Origin of the sequence: Pedobacter sp. PACM 27299, assembly GCF_001412655.1 — a bacterium.
GTDB lineage: Bacteria > Bacteroidota > Bacteroidia > Sphingobacteriales > Sphingobacteriaceae > Pedobacter.
The window spans coordinates 291,534-316,580 of the sequence record NZ_CP012996.1; the positions used below are offsets into that span (position 1 = coordinate 291,534).

General features: G+C 40.5%; 21 protein-coding genes. 15 read left to right on the forward strand and 6 right to left on the reverse strand.

Annotated features, from left to right (window positions below):
* Positions 1 to 282 precede the first annotated feature (282 nt).
* The 7 genes from AQ505_RS01185 to AQ505_RS01215 all read left to right on the forward strand — a co-directional run bounded on the left by AQ505_RS01185 (position 283) and on the right by AQ505_RS01215 (position 6,157).
* Entirely contained in the window at positions 283 to 1,686 is a 1,404-nt protein-coding gene (locus tag AQ505_RS01185) for a tetratricopeptide repeat protein (RefSeq protein WP_062546490.1), read from the forward strand.
* A 67-nt stretch (positions 1,687 to 1,753) separates the two neighbouring features.
* A complete protein-coding gene (locus AQ505_RS01190) occupies positions 1,754 to 2,524 on the forward strand; it encodes a phosphosulfolactate synthase (protein WP_062546491.1) in 771 nt (256 codons plus the stop codon).
* A 16-nt stretch (positions 2,525 to 2,540) separates the two neighbouring features.
* Positions 2,541 to 3,281 carry a shikimate dehydrogenase family protein gene (locus AQ505_RS01195; protein ID WP_062546492.1) on the forward strand — a complete coding sequence of 247 codons (741 nt, stop codon included), beginning with the start codon at positions 2,541 to 2,543 and terminating at the stop codon, positions 3,279 to 3,281.
* Position 3,282: 1 nt separating this feature from the next.
* Positions 3,283 to 3,870: a gliding motility lipoprotein GldD gene (gldD, locus tag AQ505_RS01200; protein ID WP_062546493.1), complete on the forward strand. Its 588-nt coding sequence runs from the start codon at positions 3,283 to 3,285 to the stop codon at positions 3,868 to 3,870.
* Positions 3,871 to 3,886: 16 nt separating this feature from the next.
* Positions 3,887 to 4,528, forward strand: a complete 642-nt coding sequence (locus AQ505_RS01205; RefSeq protein ID WP_062546494.1) for an MBL fold metallo-hydrolase — start codon at positions 3,887 to 3,889, stop codon at positions 4,526 to 4,528.
* A 14-nt stretch (positions 4,529 to 4,542) separates the two neighbouring features.
* Positions 4,543 to 5,775, forward strand: a complete 1,233-nt coding sequence (locus AQ505_RS01210) for an ABC transporter permease (protein WP_062546495.1) — start codon at positions 4,543 to 4,545, stop codon at positions 5,773 to 5,775.
* A gap of 4 nt (positions 5,776 to 5,779) precedes the next feature.
* Complete coding sequence (locus AQ505_RS01215) at positions 5,780 to 6,157, forward strand: hypothetical protein (RefSeq protein WP_062546496.1); 378 nt, start codon at positions 5,780 to 5,782, stop codon at positions 6,155 to 6,157.
* Between the two features lie 20 nt (positions 6,158 to 6,177).
* Here AQ505_RS01215 and AQ505_RS01220 read toward each other — a convergent pair whose 3' ends face one another.
* Complete coding sequence (locus AQ505_RS01220) at positions 6,178 to 7,023, reverse strand: menaquinone biosynthesis family protein (protein WP_062546497.1); 846 nt, start codon at positions 7,021 to 7,023, stop codon at positions 6,178 to 6,180.
* Positions 7,024 to 7,108: 85 nt separating this feature from the next.
* The gene (mqnB, locus tag AQ505_RS01225; RefSeq protein ID WP_062546498.1) at positions 7,109 to 7,741 is read right to left on the reverse strand and encodes a futalosine hydrolase; all 633 of its coding nucleotides are present in this window, start codon (positions 7,739 to 7,741) and stop codon (positions 7,109 to 7,111) included.
* Between the two features lie 72 nt (positions 7,742 to 7,813).
* Here mqnB and AQ505_RS01230 point away from each other — a divergent pair, with 72 nt between their 5' ends.
* Genes AQ505_RS01230 through AQ505_RS01245 form a run of 4 tightly spaced genes read left to right on the forward strand, consistent with a single transcriptional unit; the run spans position 7,814 to position 13,495 of the window.
* Positions 7,814 to 8,224: a 6-pyruvoyl trahydropterin synthase family protein gene (locus AQ505_RS01230; protein ID WP_062546499.1), complete on the forward strand. Its 411-nt coding sequence runs from the start codon at positions 7,814 to 7,816 to the stop codon at positions 8,222 to 8,224.
* Positions 8,225 to 8,234: 10 nt separating this feature from the next.
* On the forward strand, positions 8,235 to 8,867 hold the full coding sequence (folE, locus tag AQ505_RS01235) for a GTP cyclohydrolase I FolE (protein WP_062546500.1): 633 nt from the start codon (positions 8,235 to 8,237) through the stop codon (positions 8,865 to 8,867).
* A gap of 19 nt (positions 8,868 to 8,886) precedes the next feature.
* Positions 8,887 to 9,777 (forward strand): ACP S-malonyltransferase, encoded by an 891-nt coding sequence (gene fabD / locus AQ505_RS01240; RefSeq protein WP_062546501.1) that lies wholly within the window; start codon positions 8,887 to 8,889, stop codon positions 9,775 to 9,777.
* A gap of 1 nt (position 9,778) precedes the next feature.
* A complete protein-coding gene (locus AQ505_RS01245; RefSeq protein ID WP_231635001.1) occupies positions 9,779 to 13,495 on the forward strand; it encodes a sensor histidine kinase in 3,717 nt (1,238 codons plus the stop codon).
* An 8-nt stretch (positions 13,496 to 13,503) separates the two neighbouring features.
* On the opposite strand, the gene AQ505_RS01250 is transcribed toward AQ505_RS01245, so the two are convergent.
* Entirely contained in the window at positions 13,504 to 14,394 is an 891-nt protein-coding gene (locus AQ505_RS01250; protein WP_231635002.1) for a hypothetical protein, read from the reverse strand.
* A gap of 202 nt (positions 14,395 to 14,596) precedes the next feature.
* On the opposite strand from AQ505_RS01250, the gene AQ505_RS01255 reads away from it, so the two are divergent.
* Positions 14,597 to 16,153 carry a glycoside hydrolase family 10 protein gene (locus AQ505_RS01255; RefSeq protein WP_062546503.1) on the forward strand — a complete coding sequence of 519 codons (1,557 nt, stop codon included), beginning with the start codon at positions 14,597 to 14,599 and terminating at the stop codon, positions 16,151 to 16,153.
* Positions 16,154 to 16,317: 164 nt separating this feature from the next.
* On the opposite strand, the gene AQ505_RS01260 is transcribed toward AQ505_RS01255, so the two are convergent.
* On the reverse strand, positions 16,318 to 19,182 hold the full coding sequence (locus AQ505_RS01260) for a M16 family metallopeptidase (protein ID WP_062546504.1): 2,865 nt from the start codon (positions 19,180 to 19,182) through the stop codon (positions 16,318 to 16,320).
* A gap of 156 nt (positions 19,183 to 19,338) precedes the next feature.
* Complete coding sequence (nagB, locus tag AQ505_RS01265; RefSeq protein WP_062546505.1) at positions 19,339 to 21,258, reverse strand: glucosamine-6-phosphate deaminase; 1,920 nt, start codon at positions 21,256 to 21,258, stop codon at positions 19,339 to 19,341.
* A gap of 217 nt (positions 21,259 to 21,475) precedes the next feature.
* Between nagB and AQ505_RS01270 the strand changes: the two genes are divergently transcribed.
* From AQ505_RS01270 to AQ505_RS01280, 3 genes are all read left to right on the forward strand, one after another.
* A complete protein-coding gene (locus tag AQ505_RS01270; RefSeq protein WP_062546506.1) occupies positions 21,476 to 22,675 on the forward strand; it encodes an anhydro-N-acetylmuramic acid kinase in 1,200 nt (399 codons plus the stop codon).
* A gap of 70 nt (positions 22,676 to 22,745) precedes the next feature.
* Positions 22,746 to 22,961 carry a hypothetical protein gene (locus AQ505_RS01275; protein ID WP_062546507.1) on the forward strand — a complete coding sequence of 72 codons (216 nt, stop codon included), beginning with the start codon at positions 22,746 to 22,748 and terminating at the stop codon, positions 22,959 to 22,961.
* A gap of 63 nt (positions 22,962 to 23,024) precedes the next feature.
* Positions 23,025 to 24,725, forward strand: coding sequence for a S41 family peptidase (locus AQ505_RS01280; protein WP_062550844.1), 1,701 nt, complete (start codon positions 23,025 to 23,027; stop codon positions 24,723 to 24,725).
* Here the strand turns inward: AQ505_RS01280 and AQ505_RS01285 are convergent, their stop codons facing one another.
* Positions 24,726 to 25,046, reverse strand: a complete 321-nt coding sequence (locus AQ505_RS01285; protein ID WP_062546508.1) for a 2Fe-2S iron-sulfur cluster-binding protein — start codon at positions 25,044 to 25,046, stop codon at positions 24,726 to 24,728.
* Position 25,047: the final 1 nt, after the last annotated feature.

Here is a 25,047-nt window from a genome sequence, read left to right on the forward strand (position 1 = left end):
TTTTTACAACCATTTTTTTAATATTTGGTTTCTTTTCTGACCTGAATTTTACAGGTTTTCATTTAAAGTTATGTTATTTTGTAAGATAATTGTGATCATTATCTCTATTGCAAAAAGCGGTCAACTCATTTTCCCCGAGCCTTTTGCCAAAAATATTACTATCAGTCATTTAGGGTTCGGGTGTGTGGATGTTGAAAATTAATTAGTTTATGCAAATATTTAATTTGTAAACTTATATTGTGTTTTTAAAAATCTGGGATCTGTTCTTTAATTATTCGCAACATGGAAGAGGAGTTTTTATTTGAGTTTAGTGATGATGCGCAACGTTCTGTAGAACGTTATGAGGAAATGATACGTAATGAGGATCAGTACTTTTTCGATGCGCAGGCTTTTGAAAATATTATTGATTATTATATCGAGAAGAGTGATCCTGTAAAGGCACTGCAAGTGACTGATTATGCAGTAAATCAGCATCCTTATGCCGCTGTATTTCTGGTGAAACAGGCGCAATTGTTTTTTGTAACCGACCAGATTGAAAGGGCTTTTCTTGCTTTGCAAAAGGCAGAAATGCTGGAGGCTTCAGAAGCGGAGATTTATATCTTACGAGGTAATATTTACAATAGTCTGGAACGTTATTCAGAAGCTTTGGATAATTTTCAGATCGCATTGGGTTTTGCCGAGTCTACTGATGAAATCCTGTTACAAATTGCTTATGTGTACCAGAATATGCTCGATTATGAACAAGCAATTGTTTATATCAAACGTAGTCTGGAACAAGATATGGAAAACAAGGACGGCTTATACGAGCTGGCATTTTGTTATGATATCCTGGATAAACAAGAAGAAAGCATTAAATTTTATCAGGAATATATAGATAATGATCCCTATTCTTATGCGGCATGGTATAACCTTGCCAATTCGTATCATAAACTTGACCTGTTTGAAAAAGCGATCGATGCTTATGACTATGCCATTTTAATTAAGGATAATTTTGCTTCTGCTTATTATAATAAAGGAAATGCACTGGTACAGCTAGACCGTTTTGCGGAGGCTATAGAGGTGTATAAACATACTTTTGAGTACGAACCACCTAATGCGGACACGTATTGTGCCATCGGTGAATGCTATGAAAAACTGGATTTGATGGATGAAGCACGTGCTTATTATAAGAAATCAGTGAAAATGGATGCTAAAATGGCAGACGCCTGGTTTGGAATTGGAGTGACGCTCAATTTCGAAGAGCGCTATTTTGAATCGCTTCATTTTTACCGTAAAGCATTAGAACTGGACGACGAAAATCCAGACTTCTGGTTTGCCATGGCAGATGCTTTTTATAAACTCGGTCAGATTGAAGAATCTATCGAAGCTTACTATAAGGTTTTGGAATTTAATCCGGTGGATATTGAAGCCTGGCTTGACTTTTCTACCGTGCTTTATGAGCAGGGAAGGCTATTGGAAGCTTCTGAAACGATTTTGGATGGGATAAAAAATAACCCGGATGCTGCAGAACTATACTACCGAATGGTGGCCTATCTGTTTGCACTCGGAGAAAAAAATGATGCCCTGGTTTACTTGGAAACAGCGTTGGTAACCGATCCGGATAAACACTATATTTTATTCGAATATTTACCACAACTACAAGATAATGGTTCAATAATCGAAGTCATTAATCGTTATGTTAAATAATGTTACCATTTTTTATTAGATATACCTGATAAAAACTGTCCATTTTTTTTTCACCTTTGTGACCAATATGAACTACCCATTAAATAATATACCCGAAAGATCTGTAAAGCCACGCAACAAAGGAATTACAATGGTCATGGATAAAGGATTAAGCTTAAGGCAAACTGAAGATTTCATCGAGGTTGCCGGAGTACATACTGATATCGTAAAATTAGGCTGGGCAACTTCGTTTGTGACGCCTAACTTAAAAGAGAAGCTCGCAATTTATAGAGATGCAGGAATTCCTACTTATTTTGGAGGGACATTATTCGAAGCTTTTGTAATTCGTAATCAGTTTGACGACTACTGCAGAGTGCTGGATAAATATCAGATGGAATATGCTGAAGTTTCTGATGGCTCGATTAGCATTGAACACGACCTAAAATGTGAATTCATTCAGAAATTAGCAAAACAGGTCACTGTAATTTCAGAAGTAGGTTCTAAAGATGCAGCAAAGATTTTTGCCCCATACAAATGGATCAAATTAATGAATGCTGAGCTGCAGGCGGGTTCCTGGAAAGTAATTGCTGAAGCCAGAGAGGGTGGAAATGTGGGCATCTACAGAGGTTCTGGAGAAGTGAGAGAAGGATTAGTAGATGAAATCCTGACTCAAATCCCTGAAGAAACCATCATCTGGGAAGCACCGCAGAAAGAACAACAAGTTTGGTTTATTAAGCTTCTTGGAGCCAATGTAAACCTTGGAAATATCGCTCCTGCGGAAACTATTCCTTTGGAAACTATCCGTTTGGGCTTAAGAGGTGATACTTTTGATCATTTTCTGAATCTGGATAAATTGTAACCCTACATTTATACAGATGAAGAAATTTGGCCTGATTGGGTTTCCCTTATCTCATTCCTTTTCAAAAAAACATTTTACGGAGAAATTCGCGCAGGAGCAAATCGCTGATTGTGAGTATGACCTTTATCCAATTGAAAATATCAGTTCCTTCCCGGAGCTGATTGCTGATGAAGAAATTTGCGGAATTAATGTGACCATCCCTCATAAAGTGGGCGTGATGACCTATATTAATCAGCTGGATGAAGCAGCAGCAGAAATTGGTGCCGTAAATTGTATCGATATTCGGAGAGAAAACGGTAAGGCTGTGCTGAAAGGCTACAATACTGATGCCTATGGTTTTGAAACATCTTTATTTCCTTTTTTAAAGGAACACCATACTAAAGCCTTGATTTTTGGCGATGGTGGGGCTGCAAAAGCAATAAAATATGTGCTCCATAAGTTGGGAATTTCATTTTTAGTGGTCACAAGAAAACCAGCAGAGGGAACGATTTTGTACGAAGCTGTAAATGAAGAAATGCTGCGGGAATATACGGTGCTGATCAATACCACGCCTCTGGGGATGTCGCCAAATGTAGACAGCTGTCCGCAGATTCCTTATGAATTTATCACTGAAAAACACCTTTCTTACGATTTGGTTTACAATCCTGAGCTGACAAAATTTTTAGAACGAAGTGCTGCATCCGGTGCCGCCATTAAAAATGGACTGGAAATGTTGTACCTTCAAGCCGAACGCTCCTGGTACATTTGGAACTCCTGATATGAATAGATTTTTCCCGGTCGGCCTCCTTGCGCTGGTATTGGCTTTTACTGCCTGTAATCAGGAAAACAATTATGCACCGAAGCCGAGAGGGTATTTTCACATCAATTTTCCTAAAAAAGCATACCAGACTTTCAATGAAGGCTGTGCTTTTTCATTTGAATACCCAGTGTACGCAAAAATGATTCCCGATAGCGGAAGAGGGACACAGCCTTGCTGGTATAACCTTTCTTTTCCGCAATTTAACGGACGTCTGCACCTTACTTATTACGATGTATCTTCCAAAAAAGAATATGAGGGCCTGGTAGAAGATGCGAGAACCTTTGCCTTTAAACATACGGTGAAGGCGAATGCGATTGATCAAAAACTGATCAATTACCCTGAAAAGAAAGTTTATGGCATTTATTACGCCATAGAAGGCAATACTGCTTCTTCTGTACAGTTCTTTTTAACAGACAGTGCGAAACATTATTTTCGTGGTGCTTTATACTTTAATGAGCGCCCGCAGTACGATTCTATTCAGCCTGTTGTAAATTTTATAAAAAAAGATATTGATCAGATGATCAGTACCTTCAAATGGAAAAATTAAGACTTATTTTAAATATATGATTAGTATTCAGCAATTTGCTTTCAATCCATATCGTGAAAACACTTACGTTTTATTTGATGAATCGTTGGAATGTGTGATCATCGATCCCGGAATGTATGATGGTGATGAACAAAACGAACTGGTTCGTTTCATCAAGGAGAATAAGCTAAAACCGGTATTGTTGTTAAATACACATTGCCATATCGACCATGTATTGGGAAATAAATTTGTGTATGACAACTGGAGTTTGAAGCCTCAGTTTCATGCAGGAGAACTTTCGGTGCTGCAAGCCATCCCTGGATATGCAACACAGATGGGCTTCGAATACGAGCTTTCTCCGGAACCAGAAGTCTTTTTGGGAGAAACAGGAAGGGTTAAATTTGGAAACAGTCAGCTGGAGCTGATTTTTGCGCCAGGTCATTCGCCGGCACATTTATGTTTCTATGCCGCTGCAGACAACTTTTTAATTGGTGGTGATGTACTTTTCTATACCAGTATCGGTCGTACAGACCTTCCGGGTGGGAATCATGCGCAATTAATCAATAGCATAAGAAATAACTTGTTTATATTGCCAGATGATTGCAAGGTTTATCCAGGTCACGGTCAGTTTACGACCATTGGCTTTGAAAAACAGCACAATCCATTTTTACAGTCGTAACATTATAACCAGATTTGAATACAGCCTTTTACATAGCCCGCAGGTATCTTTTTGCTAAAAAATCTACCAATGCGATCAATATCATTTCCGCAATTTCCGTGCTGGGGGTGTTTGTGGGAAGCGCTGCATTGATCATTATTTTGTCGGCTTTTAACGGGCTTGGAGAAATGGTGCTGAAAATGTTCAATACCATGACCCCTCAACTGGTCATCATGCCGGCTCATGGCAAGACTTTCGAACCCAATACCGCTTATTTTAATCAATTGAAGAAGGCAGATGGGATTTATTCTTACGTGGAGGTCTTGTCAGAAAATGCCTTACTTAAATACAATGACAAGCAAAGTGTAGGCCTGATTAAAGGCGTAGGCCCGGATTATCTGAAGAACAAAAGCCTGGACAGTACCATTATTGACGGACATTTCATGCTCGACAATCCGAGTGGTCATTATGCGGTGATTGGCTCTGCAATTCAGAACTTCCTGGTGGTCAATACCACAGATCCCTTTAACCCTTTACAGGTCTATTCTCCAAAAAAAGGAAAAGGGGTGAGCTCGATTAATCCCGGTGATAATTTCACCGTACTGACCATTCCGGTATCTGGGATTTTTGAGGTGCAGCAGGATTTTGACAACGTGGCTATCGTACCTTTAGACTTTGCCCGGCAGTTATTAGCTGAACCAAGCAAAATTTCTTCTATAGAATTGCTGTTAAATCCAGGAATAGATCCAGATGAATTTAAAGCGAAAATAGAAGAGAAGATCGGAACGGAATTCGTTGTAAAAGATCGTATTGAGCAGAATTCCGCACTTCATAGCATACTGGGGAGTGAAAAATGGGCGGTATATATCATCCTTACTTTTGTATTAATAATTGCTATATTTAATATTATCGGTTCATTAACAATGCTGGTGATAGACAAATTGAAGGATATTTCCGTTCTAAGTAGTCTGGGAGCAGGGAAAAGCCTGATCAAGCGGATATTCTTGCTGGAGGGGATGATGATTACCATGACGGGATGTATACTTGGGTTATTTGTGGGACTGATATTTTGTCTGGTACAGCAGGAATTTGGCCTGATCAAGATGTCGCAAGACAACCCAATGATTTCCAATGCCTATCCAATTGGCCTTAAATGGGCGGATTTTTTATTAGTATTTTTAACAGTGACTGTGTTCTCTTTTATGGCATCAGCTTTGTCGTCTAATCTGAGCGTCAAGAAAATTGACCACTTAAATCAAGATCTCTAACATCATGAATATATCTATCAAATCATTACCCTTATTAGTACTTTGCTCAGTTGTTGTTCTGGCCTGTAATACCAAACCAGTATCTGTTGAAAAGAACAACATGAGGGTGATAAAAGGCTTGTATAGCTATGGTCCGGAGATTAAATCTTTTACGGATTGCGAAGAAGGGACTGAATATTGGGTAGCCGATAGCGCGAAAACATTGGAACTGGCTTATAGTAACTTCAATTTTGAAAAGCCCTATGAGCCCGTATATATCGAGGTAGAATGCCATATCATCAAATCCGACAGCTTAATTGTTGCTGCAGATTTTGATTCTACTATGGTAGTGACGAAATTATTGAAGATCACTAAAGAAATTCCTGACGGGCCTTGTAATTAAAGTCCGTCTTTTAAATACAGCTAAGGAATCAGGTAAAGGTCTTTTGTAATGGGTTGGATCAATCCTCTTTCCTGCGCCATTTGAAATAACACATCAATTGCTTTTCTGCCTTCTGTACCCAGGTCAATAGAGTATTTGTTAACGTACAGGTCAATGTGCTTGTACATCACTTCCTCACTCATTTCCTGTGCATGCTGTTTGATGAACTCAATTCCAGATTTAGGGTTTGCAAAAGCGTATTCAACAGATTTGCGAAGTACTCTGTTTACTTTTTCTTTTATGTCCTGATCCAGGTCTCTATTGATCACTATGCCTCCTAAAGGAATCGCACAGCCGGTTTGCTGCTCCCAGTAATTACCCAGATCCATCACCTTGTGTAAGCCCTTGTCCATATAGGTAAACCTGTTTTCATGAATGATCAATCCGAGGTCAATTTGATCTGTCAGAAGTGACTGCTCAATGGCGGAGAAAACCATTTCCTCCTTTTGTACTAAATGGGGGAAAGCAATGCCCAACAGGAAGTTAGCGGTAGTATATTTTCCAGGGATGCCCACGCGAAGTTCGGCATTGATATGATCTGGATGATTGGCGAGGTATTCATTTTTGGCAATGAGTAAAGGCCCAACGCCGAATCCTAAAGCACTTCCGGCATCTAACAGCGCATATTGTTCATACACATAAGCAAAAGCATGAAAGCTCAGTTTAGTGATGTGAAGTTCCCCTTTCATGGCCTTTTGATTCAATGTTTCTACATCATCAAATGAAACTTTAAAATCTAATCCTTCCGTGTCAATTTTATGATGAATCAGGGCATCAAATATAAACGTGTCATTCGGGCAAGGGGAAAATCCAAGGCTTAAAGTCATTGCAGTATAATTTTTGGGTTTGGAAAGATCGGCTGATCAGCGGCAGCCGACAGGCAAAGGTAGTTAAAATCGAAAGGGAAGATCGTTAGCTGTTTGTCAAAAATCCAATCGCCCATTCATTCAAATTTTTGATGGCAAGGCCGATTTTCCAGCTTTCGCGGTTTCTCGGTTCCACATAATTCGAGATGCTGCGGATTTGCAGACAGGGGATGCCGGCTTGCTCACAACTGTAAAGTACCGCTGCGCCTTCCATGCTCTCCGTAATGGGATGCAGCCTGTTTTTAACCGCTTCAATGCTTTCTGCAGAGCCATGAATGGTATTTACGGTAATTCCTTTCACTTTCTTAAGTTCCGATAAAGAGGGATGAAGCAGGTTGTTGTAGGCATGGTAACCGCTTTTTCCGAAACCCAGCGCTTCGATAGGAAGAAATTGGCCATGGTCTTCTGCACCAAGCTCCGAAAAATCATCCGCCACTACATTCAAAACTGTCCCTAGCGGGATCGTAGGGTCAAAAGAACCTGCAATACCCAGGTTGAGCACCAATTGATACCGGTTAGATAAATGCTTTCCTAATGCAAAAGCGGTGGCAGTCATCCCTACCCCAGTAATCAGCAGGTCGAACCTTTCTGTTTTCATCAATGCGGCTCCTGATAACCCGAAATGTTCGGTTATTAAAGAGATTTCTGCATTTGTTGCTGCTACTAAAAGAATCTTCATAAAGTCTAAGTTAGAGATTAAACCTTTCTACTTTAAGCTTTCTGCGTATATTTGTCAACAATATAAGAGAGAATGATATACATAACCAGAAAAGCATCATTTAACGCTGCGCATAAATTGTCGAGACCGGATTGGTCTGAAGATAAAAACACAGAAGTTTACGGAAAATGTGCCAATCCAAATTGGCATGGACACAACTATCAGCTGTATGTGACTGTTAAAGGGGAGATTAACCCGGAAACAGGCTTCCTTGTAGATCTGAAATGGTTGAAAGACATCACCAATACTTATGTGGTGGATAAAATTGACCACAGAAACCTGAATCTTGATGTAGATTTCATGAAAGGGAAACTGGCCTCTACGGAAAACTTAGCCATCGCAATATGGGAAGAATTACTGCCTTATATTGAAGAGTCTGGCGCGACCCTGCACTGCATCAAAATTTACGAAACTGAAAACAACTTTGTCGAGTACTTCGGCTAATCCATCAGATATGAACAATCATTTAGATCATTTAGATGAAACTGAAGACGGTTACATCAAAATAGATCGTTACAACGAAGGAAAAATCTCCGCTGTAGCGAATCATTATACAGACATTCTAAGCCAGTTAGGCGAAGATCCTAGTCGCGAGGGACTGGTAAAAACACCGGAACGTGTAGCGAAAGCCCTGCAATATCTAACGCATGGTTACGACCTGGATCCGGCAGCGATCCTTAAAGGTGCAATGTTCAAAGAAGACTACAGTCAAATGGTGGTAGTGAAAGATATTGAAGTATTTTCTATGTGTGAACACCACATGCTTCCTTTCTTCGGAAAAGCACATGTGGCCTATATTCCGAACGGTCATATTGTTGGATTGAGCAAAATTCCTAGAATTGTTGATGCTTTTTCTCGCCGTTTGCAAGTACAGGAACGTTTAACAAATGAAATTAGAGATTGCATCCAGGAAACGTTAAACCCTTTAGGAGTAGCCGTGGTGATTGAATGCAAGCATTTATGTATGGCAATGAGAGGAATTCAGAAGCAAAATTCTGTGACTACCACCTCCGCTTTTACAGGAGAATTTGCAAAAGACACAACAAGGGCAGAGTTTTTGAGGTTAATCACTGCCAACTTACACTAAACACACATTAAGCATAAAAATGAAAGCATATATATTTCCAGGACAAGGCGCTCAGTTTTCGGGCATGGGTAAAGAATTGTACGAAAATGAAATCGCTAAAGACCTGTTCGAAAAGGCAAATGAAATTATTGGTTTCCGCATCAGCGACATCATGTTCTCCGGAACGGATGAAGAGTTAAAAGAAACAAAAGTAACTCAGCCAGCTATTTTCCTTCATTCTGTGATTTTGGCAAAAACATTAGGTGCAGATTTCAAGCCTGATATGGTAGCAGGACACTCTTTGGGAGAGCTTTCGGCATTGGTAGCCGCAAATGCTTTGTCTTTTGAAGATGGCTTAAGATTGGTAATTGCAAGAGCAAATGCCATGCAGAAAGCCTGCGAATTACAACCTTCTACAATGGCTGCTATTTTAGGTCTTGCAGATGAGGTGGTAGAAAAAATCTGTGAAGGAATTGACGAAGTAGTTGTGGCCGCAAATTACAACTGTCCTGGACAAATTGTAATCTCTGGCAGCATTGAAGGCGTAGATATCGCTTGTCAGCAGTTAACAGAAGCCGGTGCTAAACGTGCTTTAAAGCTAAATGTTGGCGGTGCTTTCCACTCTCCATTAATGGAGCCTGCAAGGTTAGAACTTCAGGAAGCAATTGAAAATGTAACGGTACTTTCTCCGGTATGTCCAATTTATCAAAATGTGGATCCGGTTCCAAATACTGATCCTGAAAAGATCAAAGCAAACTTAATTACACAATTGACCGCTGCGGTAAAATGGACGCAAACTATCGAGCGTATGATCGCTGATGGTGCCAGTGAATTTGTAGAAGTGGGTCCTGGCAATGTTTTACAAGGCCTGGTTAAAAAAGTGAATAGAGCCTTCCCAACAAGCTCTGCAACTACCACAGCAAAGGTTTAACGTGAGCATCGCGGGTAAAATCAGATTTTTATTATTGATACTTGGGGCCTGCTGTATTGGCACGGCCCTCACTTTAAAAAGTACGATCAGTAAGAAAGATCTGCTTACCCATGAAGCGGCAACCCTTCAGGAAAACCTGAGTGATAAAGAAAGTATTGTTTACGACTTCCTGTCCGATTCGAAAAGAGTGGAACAGGCCAAGCAATATGAGCTCAACGAAAAATACGCTTTAGACTTTATTAACCTTTATCCACAGCAGGGAATTAACCTGCTGGTGTATGAAAAAAATAATTTAAAATTCTGGAGCTCTTTTAGTGCCTTTCCTTCCAGTTTGGATGCGATAAATGAAGGCTCATCCTTCGTTCAGCTGCCCAATGGCTGGTATGAAGTGGTTCGGAAGACAACCGGAAATTACGCGCTGGTGTTCCTCATCGAGGTAATGGACCAATATAATATTCAGAATCAGTACCTGCTGAACGACATTTCACCTTACCTATTACCTTCCAATTCATTATCCCTGGCCTCTTTTACAGATACAGACGTTTATGGCATCAATAATTTTGAAGGCCGACTGCTGTTTGAAGTAAAGCTAAAACCGAGTTATACTAAGAGTATTTATTCAAAAATTGAGGTTTGGTTATGGGCAATTGGCTTGTTTAGCATTTGCTTATTCTTCAATTCCTTTTGTGTCTGGATGGTGAAAAAAGGCCGATTGCTTTCTGCTACCTTATTACTGACCTTGTTCTTTGTGGTCTTGAGAGTAACAGATCTGGAATATGGATGGTTCAATCAACAGTTTGACCTGCTGATATTTAGTCCTACGATATACGGGGAGAGTTTCTTTCTGCCTTCTTTAGGCGACTTCCTGCTCAATGTATTTGCCATTACCTGGGTCATTTATTTTATTTATAAACACAGAAATGAGTACCGTTTGCCTTCCTGGCTGAACCAGAATAAAATAGCAGGATGGGCCTTTTATCTGATATTACTGGCCTTTTTTGGTCTGCTTGCGCTGATCAGTGACCAGATTTTCTTTGGGCTGATCATCAATTCAAAGATCAACTTTGACATCACCAATATCATCAATCTGGGCTGGGTAAGCTGGATCAGTATTGTTATCCTATGTCTGGTATGGTTCAATATTTACCTGGTCATCACCATATTATTGCAATTGAGTAAAACCCTGAATGTCACGAATAAGGAGCGTTTAATGCTGTTTCTGTTTGCATTCTTAGCTTACCTTTGCTACCGCCTGAGTACAGATTTCAGTATTTTCTTTGTGGTGTATGCTGTGTTTATCCTCACAGTAGGCTGGAATGTGTTTATTAAAGACAATAAATTCTCTATTGGTGTTTTTACTACTATATTCTTCTGTCTGGCCTTCATGTCCTCTATCAAGTACCTGAAGTTTATCGATATAAAGGAGAAAAATAAAAGGCTTACGATCGCGCAGAAACTGGAATCTACAGACGATCCTAAGATCATCAGTGCAATTGAGAGTCTGGAAGTAGGCATTTACACAGATAGTTTTGTTGCTGATTACTTTAAGCAACCCATGATGGGCAGGTCTGATGTTTTGCAAAGACACATTAATAAGCAGTTTTTGGGAGGCTATCTTTCCAAATTCGAATACAATATTTACGAATACAACAGCAAAGACTCTTCTCTAAATAAGCAGGGAGTTCCCTTAAGTTATTATAAAAAGCTGGTGCAGACAGGTTCTATAAAAGCTTCTGAATCAAATTTCTTTTACCGGCTGAATGATACTTTTGGGTATCAGAACTATTTCGGAATTATTCCTATTTTCGAGGATAATCACATTCTTGGGACACTGGTGATCGAACTGAAATCGCAGCAATACAATTACAATAGTCAGCTGCCTGATATCCTGATCGACCGTAAAAATAAGAGCGAGGATGATTATAGCAATTACTCTTTTGCCTTCTACAGTTATGGTAAATTAGTCAATCAATCTGGGCCATACACGTATAAGCTCTCTGCTCTGGATTTTAAAGCTGAGCCTAGAAAGCCTAGGATCGTCACAGACAGCCTTGGGTATACACATGTAGTGTATATGCCAATCGCCTCCAAAATGATCGTGGTGAGCAAGGAAAAGGTGTCTTATGTGGCGCGCCTCGCTACGCTTTCTTTCTTCTTTTTGGTTTTCATTATTTTTTCAGTTACGCTCTACGCTTTAATCTGGGTGCTAAAGAATATCGATGAAAGCTGGGGTGGCTGGTTTAATATCAATCGGTCGTTAATGATCAATGCGAACAAAATCCTCTATAAGACCAGGATTCAGTTCTCAATTGTACTTTCGGTTGTGGCCACTTTGGTGATTGTAGGCTGGACCACCTATTTCTACATCCGCGACGAGTACCGCAGACAGCAGGAGGACTATATCCAAGAGAAAATAAGAAAAGTACAGCTGTCTTATGAGAAACGAATCATAGCCACCGGATTGCCGACCTCTGATGAGGAGTCTACGCGGTTTTTTAATGAGTTCGCTGATGTGAATGGTGCCTACCTCAACCTTTTTGATGCAAATGGAAACCTCTTGTTTACCTCTTTGCCAAGGATTTATGATTTTGGCATTATAGGGCGTAAAATGGGTGCAAAAGCCTATGTTTACCTGAAACAGATGCAAAGATCGGAATACATCAATCCAGATGAACATATCGGAGATTTCGGTTATTCTTCTGCTTATGCGCCGATTCGCAATGCGATGAATGAGACCATTGCTTATATCGGACTACCTTATTATGCCAATGAAGCAGATTATCAGCGTAAAATTGGCCTATACATCAATACCTTAATTAACATTTATGCCCTGGTATTTGTAGCCATTGGTATTCTGGCTGTGTTTCTAGCCAATCAGATCACCAGCCCGCTTACTTTTATTCAGGAAAGTATCCGAAAGACCAAATTAGGCCAAAAAAATCAGCCTATTCAATGGTCGAGGCATGATGAAATTGGCTCCCTGATTAGGGAATACAATAAGATGATTGCCGCATTAGAGGAAAGCGCTTCTAAACTGGCCCGATCCGAAAGGGAAATTGCCTGGCGGGAGATGGCCAAACAGGTAGCGCATGAGATTAAAAATCCTTTAACGCCATTAAAACTAGGTGTGCAGCTGCTGGAGAAATCCTGGAAAGAGAAAGATCCTAATTTTGAAAAGAAGTTTGAACGCTTTAATAAGTCATTTATAGAGCAGATTGATAGCCTGGCTTCTATCGCTTCAGAGTTCTCGAATTTTGCCAAGATGCCAGATACCAAACTGGAAAAACTACGTTTACTGCCGATTATACAGCAGGCAAGGGATGTTTTTACGAATACGCAAAATGTAGAAATTTATATATTTAACCATACCAGCGTTGAAGTCATGATTCTTGGTGATAAAGATCAGCTGCTGCGTACATTTAATAACCTGCTTAAAAACGCGATTGAAGCCGCCGGTACAGACGCGAGGTGTGTCATTAAAGTGAATGTGATGAATGATGAGGAAAACGTATTTGTAGAGGTAGAAGACAATGGCAAGGGTATTGACCCAGAGCAGCAGGATAAGATTTTTGTACCTAACTTCACGACTAAATCATCCGGAACAGGATTAGGTCTGGCCTTCGTAAAACAAGCTGTGGAAAATGCAGGGGGAACAGTTTCGTTTAAGTCCTTTGCTGATGTGGGAACCACTTTTTACCTGAGCTTCCCACTATCTTAATCGGGTTTCTATTTTAATTCAATTGCTGCTTTACCCATGGTAAAACCATCTGCATAAAGAATAATCGAGTAAGTGCCTTTAATAAAAGGGTTCGGATTGATCCAGTCCATCTTATAAATAGTATTGTCGTCGTTATAAGAAATAGAGGTCGAAGAGGTGTATTGCATTTGCTCACCGTCTGCTTCAAATAGGTTTTCACCGTTAGCAATCAGGTTTCCTGCAGGGTCAAATACACGCAGATATATCTTGTGGTAATCTTTAGCGGCTAGCGCATTGGATGCGATATTGAAATTAATTGTTAGTTTTTTTGCGGTACTGGCACGGGTCACTTCTATGGTTTTTCCATTGTTTTTCACCTTATAAGCTACAATAGATACATTTCCAGCTTTTAAAGCAGCACCAGTTTTTACTTTAGCTTCTAATTCTGTGTTTTTCTTCTCCAGATCGCCGGCCTTTTGATTGGCAGTATTGGCAAACTCTTTTAAGCTGTCACGTTGTGTTCGTAAATAAGCGTTTTCTTTTTCTAAGCGGAGGATTTCATCGCTGTAGTTTTTCACAAATTCGCGTAGTTCTTTAACCTCTTTCTGGGCAATATTGAGGTCGCCTTGGGTCAGTTTTCCGTTTTGTAGGGCAAGTTTCAACTCCGCAATCTTTGCTCTGGCGAGCTTTTGTTCTTCCTGAAGTTTGTCAGTTAAGGTAACATTGAGTGCATTCACCTTATCCAGTTCGGCTTCTATCTTCTCCACTTCAAGTTTTAGTCTGTCTTTTTCTGTGCTCACGGTTACAAAGCGCTGGCTTTGATGTCGGTCTTTTAAGTATAGGTAAGCATTGGTTCCCAGAAGGGCGAGAATGACTACAATTAGAAAATAGATCTTATTGCGGTCTCCCTTATTTACCATCTCATTTTGGTCTGACATTTCTTGAATTCTTCTCTAAAGGTGTTTAAAACGCGAACATAATATAAAAATATAGGAAATAGTAAAAAAAACAGCCTATTTGTATGAGACTTTAAAAAAAATCGTTTACTTGCTAAGATCTCGAATACACAACGTATACCAGAGCACACAAAGAAAAAGAATTATTAAGTACAAATTATATAAAATGTTTAAAAATACTATCTATGGGCTATTGTTTCTAATAGCACTAACTCCATATCTATCTTTCGCACAAGGCACATCAAAAATTGCTCCAAAAAGAGAGTTTCGGGGGGTATGGGTGGCTACGGTTGCGAATATCGACTGGCCATCTAAACCGGGCTTGAGCATGGATCAGCAGAAGCAGGAGTTAATTGGCTTATTGGAAATGCATAAAGCAAATGGAATGAATGCGATCATGTTACAGGTAAGGCCTGCAGCAGATGCGTTTTATGCCAAATCGAGGGAGCCCTGGAGTCAGTGGTTAACCGGCAGACAAGGGGTTGCTCCAGGACAGGATTATGACCCATTGGCCTTTGCAATTAAAGAAGCACATCAAAGAGGAATGGAGCTGCATGCCTGGTTCAATCCATATCGCGCTACAACAAGCCCGAGCACGGTGGTGAGCGCTGATCATATGATCAGAAAGCGCCCGGAATGGTTTTTTACCTATGGTGGCAAGAAACAGTTTGATCCAGGGATTCCAGAAGTAAGGGAATATATCATTCAGGTGATTCTTGATGTGGTAAAAGGTTATGATGTGGATGGAATTCATTTTGACGACTACTTTTACCCTTACAAAATCGCTGGACAAAAGATCAATGATGAGGCTACATTTAGCAAGTATGCTAATGGTTTCACAAATATCAACGATTGGAGAAGGAACAATGTCGATTTACTGATTAAGCAGCTGGACGACAGTATTCATACCCATAAAAAATATGTTAAATTTGGAGTAAGTCCTTTTGGCATCTGGAAAAACGACAATGAAGATGTGGAAGGTTCAGCTACCCGTGGATTATCAAACTTTCATGAACTGTTTGCCGATTCTAGAAAATGGGTAAAAGAAGGATGGGTAGATTACATCAATCCACAGATATATTTCAGTTTTACCCGTAAAGTAGCGCCTTTTGCTACCTTGGTAGATTGGTGGAGTAATAATACTTATGGCCGCCACCTTTATATCGGTCAGGGCGCATACCTTGTGAATCAAAAGATGGAAGCTGCCTGGAGATTACCAGAGCAGGTGCCAGATCAAATCAGGTACTTACGTCAGAATAACCGTGTTCAGGGAAGTGTGTTTTTTAGTTCAAAATCCTTTTCTACGGTCGCGCGGGCAGTGGGAGATTCTTTAAGAAACGATCTGTATAAATTTCCGGCATTGCCTCCTCAAATGCCTTGGCTGGATGATGTTGTACCTCATGCGCCACAGGAATTGACTGCGGAAGCAAAGAATGATGGAGTACACCTGAAATGGGAAAAGCCTACGGTTGCCAGTGATGGCGAAACAGCATCAGGATATGTAATCTACCGATTCAATGAAGGGGTAAAAGTGGATGTGCTGGATGCCAGGAATATCCTTAGGATCAGCTTCGAGAATTATACTTCCTTTATCGATACCACAGTGGAAAGGGGAAAAAGATATACCTATTTGGTGACCGCATTGGATCGATTGAAGAATGAGAGTGAACCAAGCAGCCCAGTTGGGCTGGAAACAAGTGCATTGGTTAAACTAGAAAAGTAAGTAAATAAAGTTCGTATCATTCGATAGAGCTGATCAATTCAATAATAGACTCGGTCCATGCTATAAATAACAAGACCTGATGTTTAAAAAGCATCAGGTCTTGTTATTACCATTGTGTCCGTACTATTTCAGGATTTTTTCCTATTTCCCGTACGGCCACCTGCTTATTTTTGTGGAACCAGTACGAAACGCAGGTAATTATTTTCGTTCAGGTATTTGTTTGCTGCAGCTTTTGTGCTTTCTACAGTTACCTTTTCTAATAATTTAGGTTGCTGGAATACCATATCCATTGGTTCTCCATTTTTAATACTGCTGCTCAGGTAACCTAACCAGAAACCATTGTCTCTAAGGCTGAGTTCTGTCTGACGTTGTTCTTCAGATTTGAATTTCGTCAGGTCATCCACCGATGCACCACTCTGTTTGATCTTGTTGACCTCATCTAAGGCCGCTGCAATCAACTTTTCTACATTGGCTGGAGCACAGCTAAATGAAATCGTGAAATAATAGTGCGGATTCGGCTCTTTGTTGATGCTAAGGCTTACATTCGGACTGTATACGCCACTTTCTTTCTCTCTCAGACGTTCCAGGATTTTGATTTTCAAGGCTTCGTTTAAGGCATCCAGCTGTACGTTGTTTTCTTGTGAAAAGTCGTAATCTCCATGCAGGTACAATTGTACCGCTGCTTTATCTTCCAAACCTTTGTAAACAGTTTTGCTGATCTTTCCTACCGGAGCTTTCACACCATTGTCTGCGAAGTTTTGTTTTTTGCCTGCTGAAGGCAAGCTGGCGATATAAGTTTCGATTAAAGGTTTAATTGCATCCACATTAAATGCACCAACGATCACAAAAGTCTGCTCTCCAAGGTCTGCAAAGCGGTCTTTATAGAATTCAAAGGCCTTATCCAGTGAAATTTTATCCAGATCCGATAAGTTCATTGGCATACCTCGTTCATGGTAAGAAGCCATCACTGCCTGTACCGTATCCGCAAATACGCTGCTGGGACTTGCATTTTTATTGGCTAAAATGACTTTATAATCACTCATGTTTTTATTGAAAATCTCTACATCTTTTCTTGGTTTGGTCGCGTATGCGTATACCAATTGGAAAGCTGTTTCCAGATCTTTTGGAGAAGCACTTCCACTGAAACCCTGGTAGAGGTCGCTCACATAAGCGCCTGCATTCGCTGTATTCCCTGCAAGCAGTTTATTCAGGTTCGAAGGGTTAAATTCTCCAACACCACTTTCAGGAATCAGGCTTACGAGTTCAGCAGAGCGGAAATCCGAATTGCTGGCCAGAGAAGTTCCTCCTTTAGAGAAGGAGCTGAAAATAATCTGATCATTTTTGAAATCCGTAGGCTTCAATAATACCTTAATACCGTTGCTTAGCGTTAATTCTGTGGCGCCTACGGCATCAATTTTCTTTTCTGAAACAATCTTTCCAGCTGCAGGCTTTTTGTCCAGGAGCGGCTTGTTGATGGTGTTGTCTACATAAGGAGTGATGCCATTGCCTGCATTTTTTAAGGTAGCCAATAATTGTGCTTCAGTAGGTAAACTGGCTTTTTCTTTTTCTGGTGCCATCACCAGGATAATTTGATTATCCTTTGTAATCAGGGTTTTTGCCAGTGCATTGAGATCAGCAAGGCTGATTTCTTCCAGCGTCTTTTTAGTCAGGTTATAGCTATATTCTGTGGAAGCAATACTACTTCCTTCCAGAAAATTATTCAGGTATTTTTGAACAAAGCTGGAAGAAGGAGTTTTATCCTTTTCTTTCATGCGTTTTTCATTGGCAGCGGTAATGTTCTTTTTAGCGATCTCTATTTCTGACGGTAGAAAACCGAATTTGTTTACACGTTCATTTTCAGCTAAGCCAGCAGTAATGGCTTTTTCTAAAGTGGCTCCGGAATTGGAAACAACTACCGTTTGAAAGGCATTGATGTTGGGTACCAAACCTCCCTGGAAAGGGCCATAACTAGACTGTGCCACTAAAAATGGTGCATTTCCTTTTTGAAGGATCTCTTGTAAACGTGCGCCTAACATGCTATTGATCATCGAGTACATCAGGCTCTTCTTTAAATCTGCGGTAGTTTTAACGACTCCGCCACGGTGTTTATACATCACCTGCGCCACATTGTAAGGCTGTTCAGGGTCTGTGATGATCTTGACTAAGGGTTCCTTATTATCAGGAAGATCGTAGGTTAAACGTGGTCTCGGATTGGCAGGATTGGCCAGGTCAGAAAAGTTTTGTTTGATCAGCTGTTCTACTTCATTCACCTCAAAATCACCTACAGCAATCACTGCCTGTAAATTTGGTCGATACCAATCCTTATAAAAATTGCGGATTTTATCGTGTGTAAAGTTTTGCAGCAAGTCAATTTTACCAATTGGTATGCGATTTTCATAACGTGAACCTTTCAAAATTAAAGGCAGCATTTGCTTTTGCATCCTTTCCTGCGCATTTTTTCCACGCTGACGATCTTCTTCAATGATTACACCACGTTCTTTATCGATTTCTTCGCCATCCATGCTGATTTTTCCTGCCCAGTTGGCGAGGATTTTAAATCCTGACTTGAATACTGCAGCACTATCGGTAGGGATAGGCAGTTGATATACGGTTTGATTGAAACTGGTATAAGCATTTAAGTCGGCGCCAAAGCGAACGCCTGCTTTTTGCAGGTAATCAATCATTTCATTTTTTGGGAAATCTTTAGAACCATTAAAAGCCATGTGCTCTGTAAAATGGGCGAGGCCACGCTGGTCATCGTTCTCCATTAAGGAGCCTATGCTGGTGGCTAAATACAGCTCTGCCCTGTTTTTAGGCTCTGTATTTTTTCTGATGTAATAAGTGAGTCCGTTTGAAAGTTTTCCTATTTTAACATTTGGATCATTCGGGATGAGCTGTCCATCCGTTTTTTTTGCAGGGCTTGTAGTACCGGTTTTCGCAGCACCGGTTTTTTTTTGGGCATATCCGGGGCTATAAACAGTCAATTGTGCGACCAGTCCTATCGCAAGAATATAAATATTTTTCTTCATGTAGTTTGGTAATAAGTTGGACTAAATTATAGTTTTATCATGAGTATTCATGAGCTATCGGCAAAGATTTTCTGTTCAGAATAAAATGGCGTACATAAAAAAACCGCTAAGCTTCAGGAGCTTAGCGGTTGTAAAATATTTAAGTATTAAATACGATTAAAAATGGTATCGCACAAAGGCTTCCATTGCTTCATATTCAGCTAATCCAAGGTGGTCATAAGCTTCTGCAGTTTCTCTGTTTCTGTCTTCAGCTCTTACCCAGAATTCTCTCGAATCATCACCAGGGAATACTGCGCGGTCTTTTTGCGACTGGTGTTTGAAAATAGCAAATTTCTTTTTCTCTACTTCTTGCGGGCTCAATGGTACGGCCATTTCGATCTCATAAGTATCAAACTCTAACCAGGCACCACGGTATAACCATAACCAGCAGTCTTTAACCCAGCTTTCAGTTTTCGCTAGTCTTTGTAATGCTGATAAAATGATATTGAAACATACGATGTGTGTACCATGTGGATCTTCAAAATCTCCAGCTGCAAATACCTGCTCTGGTTTGATTTTTTGTAAAAGTTCCATTGTCAGTTCGATGTCTCTCTCTGTTACCGGATTCTTTTTAGTTTTTCCACTTTCGTAGAAAGGAAGGGCCATGAAATGGATATGGTCGTCTTCCAAACCGCAGAATCTGGCACCAGCAATCGCTTCTCCTTTTCTGATCAATCCTTTAACCGTTTGTAATTCCGGAGTATCTACCTGATTTGGTTGTTTAGTCTCGATGAAGCTGCGGATATTTTGGTAAATACCTTTCATTTCATCCTGAGCCATGCCCATTTTTTCTGAGAAATCGATGTTGAATTCTAGGAAACGCAGTGCATCATCATCCCAAACTGCAGTATTGCCTGAGGTTTGGTAAGCCACATGTACATCATGTTTCTGGTCTACTAAGCGGATAAAAGTACCACCCATAGAGATCACATCATCATCAGGATGTGGAGAGAAAATTACCACACGTTTGTTAGCTGGTTCCGCGCGCTCTGGTCTTTGAGAATCATCTGCGTTTGGTTTACCACCTGGCCATCCAGTGATGGTGTGTTGTAATTTATTGAAAATGTGGATATTAATGTTGTATACCGGACCTTGTTCCACTGCAAGCTGAGCCATACCGTGGTTATTATAGTCATCTTCAGTCAGTTTCAAAATTGGCTTACTTAAAGTATTTGCCAGCCAGATTACTGCTTTTCTGGTCATTACTTCATCCCAGATGCAGTCTTTTACCAACCAAGGTGTATCAAAACGTGTCAATAAAGAAGCCGCATCTTGATCCAGAATAAATTCTACATGCTCAGATAATTGCAGATAAGTAGCAGGAACTTCACTTGAAATTTCACCTTCTACTGCTTTTTTAATGATGGAAGCTTTTTTCTTATTCCAGGCCATAAGAATGATCTCACGGGCTTTGAAAATAGTACCGATACCCATGGTGATTGCTTTTGTAGGAACAAAAGATTTACCACCAAAGTCGCGGGCCGCATCTCTTCTGGTCAAATCGTCTAGCGTTACTAAACGAGTACCTGAGTTTGGCGCAGAGCCTGGCTCATTGAAACCAATGTGACCAGTACGACCGATACCCAGAATCTGAATATCTAAACCACCAACTTCAGTGATCTTTTTCTCGTAAGCTAAACAGAAAGCAGGAATGTCTTCCAGTTTCAGGGTACCATCAGGGATGTTTACGTTTTCTTTTTCAATGTCAATATGATCAAATAAATGATCATTCATGAAAGATACATAGCTCTGTGCAGCAGTTGGCTGCATAGGGTAGTACTCATCAAGGTTGAATGTGATTACATTTTTAAAGCTCAAACCTTCTTCCTTATGCATTCTAACTAATTCCGCGTACACCGCTATTGGTGTAGCTCCGGTAGCTAGGCCTAAGACAGCCTTGGAATTGTTCTTTTGTTTTTCTTTAATAAGGTCCCCGATGCGGTGAGCAACACTTAAAGATGCTGCTGTAGGATTTTCAAAGACAGAAACGGGCAGTTTTTCAAAACGCGTTTCTTCCAGAAGATTTAATCTTGCCATTTAATTGTTCTTAAATTTTGTACGGAGCAGTAAATATAGGGACTCTGCCGACTTAATCCAAATTTTTAACCCCGCTGTGTTTTTTGTTTCAAATTGGCAATCAAAATGGTTTTTTTTTGCAAAACTGTTAGTTTTTTCAACGGATCGGGAGGATTTTTTATGAAATCCCTTCAGACAATTGATTTTAACCTATTTTAGTATCCGACAAATCAGCCTTATGAATTCAAACTGGAAATCACTCTTCGAAATACTGCAGAAACCGGAACGCCTGATCATCGGACTGATGTCTGGCACCTCTCTGGATGGTCTGGATATTGCCCTTTGCGCGGTAAAAGGAAATGGTGCCGAAACCGTTTTAAAAGTGCTGGAATTTACTACGGTTCCTTATCACCAGGAGTTTAAGCATGAAGTCAAATCTGTTTTTTCCAGAACAGATGCTGACCTGCAAATGGTTTGTCTGATGAATGAGAAGATTGGGCTATACCATGCCGCGCTGATTTTGGAAACCTTAAAAAACTGGGGAAGGACACCTGCAGAAATTGATGTGATCGCCAGTCATGGTCAAACGATTTTTCATGCGCCTGCAACTTTACATGGCCTGAAGGATTTCCCAAATGCCACCCTTCAAATTGGTGATGGCGACCATATCGCGGTGAAAACCGGCATCATTACCATTTCAGATTTCCGTCAGAAACACCTGGCAGCAGGAGGAGAAGGAGCACCATTGGCAGTTTATGGAGATTACCTGCTCTTTTCAAAAAAAGGAGAGGACCGCATCATGCTCAATATCGGAGGAATTGCCAATTTCACCTATCTGCCAGCCGACCATGATGCCTCGAAAGTTTTTTCTACGGATGTTGGTCCCGGAAATACCATGATGGATCAATTTGTTCAGCAGCATTATCCGGGCTTATATTTCGATGAAAATGGAGCAATCGCTATTGAAGGAACAGTGAATGAAGACTTATTAACCGCTTTATTAACAAATGAATTTTTAAACGCTGATTTTCCGAAAACCACCGGGCCTGAACTTTTCAATCTGAGCTACTTATCCACAGCACAAGAACAATCAGGCACTTTAAACCTTGCTAAAGAAGATGTACTTGCCACTTTATGTGCCTGCTCGGCAAAAGTGATCCTGGCTGCTATCAACAAATGCTTTGAAAAAACAGCCACACCTTATATATATATGAGTGGAGGAGGGATGCACAATCCGCTTTTAGTAAGGATGCTGAAAGCTGGTCTGCCAAAGGCGAAATTCGGCACTACAGCACAGCTGGAAATTAATCCGGATGCTAAAGAAGCAGTGCTTTTTGCCGTCCTGGCTAATGAGACTTTAGTTGGCGAAAAAATCAATTTCGGTGCGCGCCAAGGTGTCCCTTCCATCCGAATGGGAAAAATCTCTCTGCCTGATTAACCGGAGAATACGGAATCCCTGTGCTCCTCTCATAAATTTTCCTATTTTTGCAACCAAACTATAATACATTATGGCAAGTTTTACACTTACTCCTGAGACCTGGACAAAGGTTAAAATTAAGTTTCTTAGAAAATACCGCGATCTGGCGAAAGAGAACCTATCTTTTGTGCCTGGACAAGAAGATCAATTGGTAGAGCAATTGATGAGCTTAGTGAAAAGAAACCGCGAGTATGTAGAATTTACCATCAAGAAAGCCCTGGCTGATCCTGATGGCAACAGGCTATAATTCCCATTAGCCTATTGAGTTCCAAGCCTTTTTTGTAAATTTACGCTTCAACAGATGGGTAAAATGAAAAAATTCAGACTTGTAGCCGCCTTTTCGCTGATCGCTTTTGCTTCCATAAGCTGGTCTTTTAAGGAAGATCTTTTTCAGGTTTCCAAAAACCTGGATATTTTCGCGTCTTTATATAAAGAGATTAACGTCAATTATGTAGACGAAACCAATCCATCCGACCTCATGCGTAGCAGTATTGACGCCATGCTGGATGGACTGGACCCCTACACAGAATATATTCCTGAGTCTGAAGTAGAAGACTATAAACTAAAATATGTGAGCACCCAATATGGGGGCATCGGAGCGAGTACGCTTTTTATCGAAGGAAAGCTATTTGTAAATGAAGTGACAGAAGGCTACCCTGCAGATAAGCAAGATCTGAAACCTGGCGATCAGATTGTAAAGATCAACGATGTTGCGGTAAAAGGAAAAGAGCGCGCACAGGTAAGTCAGCTGCTGCGTGGCCCTCGTGGTTCAGCCCTGACTTTGTTAGTCATCAGAAATGGCGCCGTGATCACCAAAAATCTCAATCGGGATGAAATTAAACAACCTAATGTTTCTTATTCAGGCATGACTGAAGATCATTTTGCCTATATCAGATTGGATAAATTTTTGGAAAATGCAGGACAGGAGGTAAAGGATGCGGCCATCAATCTGAATAAACAGCAGCCTAAAGGAATGATCATTGACCTGCGCTACAATGGCGGTGGAATCTTGCAGGAAGCCGTAAAAATTGTAAACCTCTTCGTGAATAAAGACGTTTTAGTGGTGACTCAAAAAGGTAGAAACCCACAAAAAACCATTACTTATAAAACCTTGGCAGATCCCTTGCTTCCTCAAATCCCATTGGTAATTCTGGTAGGAGGTAACTCCGCTTCTGCCTCAGAAATTGTGGCGGGTGCTTTACAGGATTTAGACAGAGCCATTATAGTAGGGCAGCGCAGTTATGGAAAAGGATTAGTGCAGCAAACTTTTCCCTTGCCTTATAATAGCCTGGTGAAAGTAACCGTGGCCAAGTATTTTACGCCTTCAGGCAGATGTATTCAGGCCTTGGATTATGCCCATAAAGACCAGAATGGAAAAACACCTAAAGTAGCGGATTCCCTGATGAACAAATTCAGTACCCGTACCGGCAGAAGCGTCTATGATGGCAATGGAATTTATCCTGACATCTTTGTGGAAACACCTAAACTGAGTCCAATTACGATTTCTTTATTGAATAAGAGCTTGTTTTTTGACTATGCGAATGCCTATAAAAACAACAACAAAACCATTGCCCCTGCAGTAAGTTTCCAATTGACAGATCAGGACTATGCTGCTTTCCTGACTTCCCTGGAAGGAAAAGACTATGCCTATGTTTCTAAAACAGAGCGTTTGCTGGCAGATTTGCGAACGGAGGCAGAAAAGGAAAATAAACTACCGGCTGTAAAAGCAGATCTGGAAGACCTTAAAGCTAAGATGTTAGTGGCAAAGAAAACAGACTTGACTACCTTCAAACCGGAAATCAAAAGGGTATTGGAAACACAGATCGTAAGCAGGTATTATTATGAAAAAGGGAAGGTGATCCAGGCTTTCCAATATGATAAAGAGCTGAGTGCAGCAAAAGCTGTGTTGAGCAATTCGTCAAAAATGATGGCAATATTGAAAGGAGAAGGCGAATATAAAACTATAGGCAGCCCAATCAAGACAATTGCGGCTGCTCCTATAGAAAATTAATTAGTGTAGTTTAACGACCAGTCCATCCATTGCTGGACTCAACTGTAACTGGCAGGCTAACCTGGAATTAGGAAGTAAATCTGGTAAGGTGTCCAGCATGGCATATTCGTCATCGGTCATCTCATTCAATTTTTCTTCTCCTTCCAGCACGTCTACGCAGCAAGTTGCGCAAAGTGCCATTCCACCACAGGTGGCAAGAATATCGTATTCACATGCTTTCAGGTATTCCATCAAGCTCAGGCCCATATCTACAGGCGCTTCTAATGTTGTTCTGCTGCCGTCCGGATTTTGGACGTGCAGGGTAATGTTATTTTCTTCCATG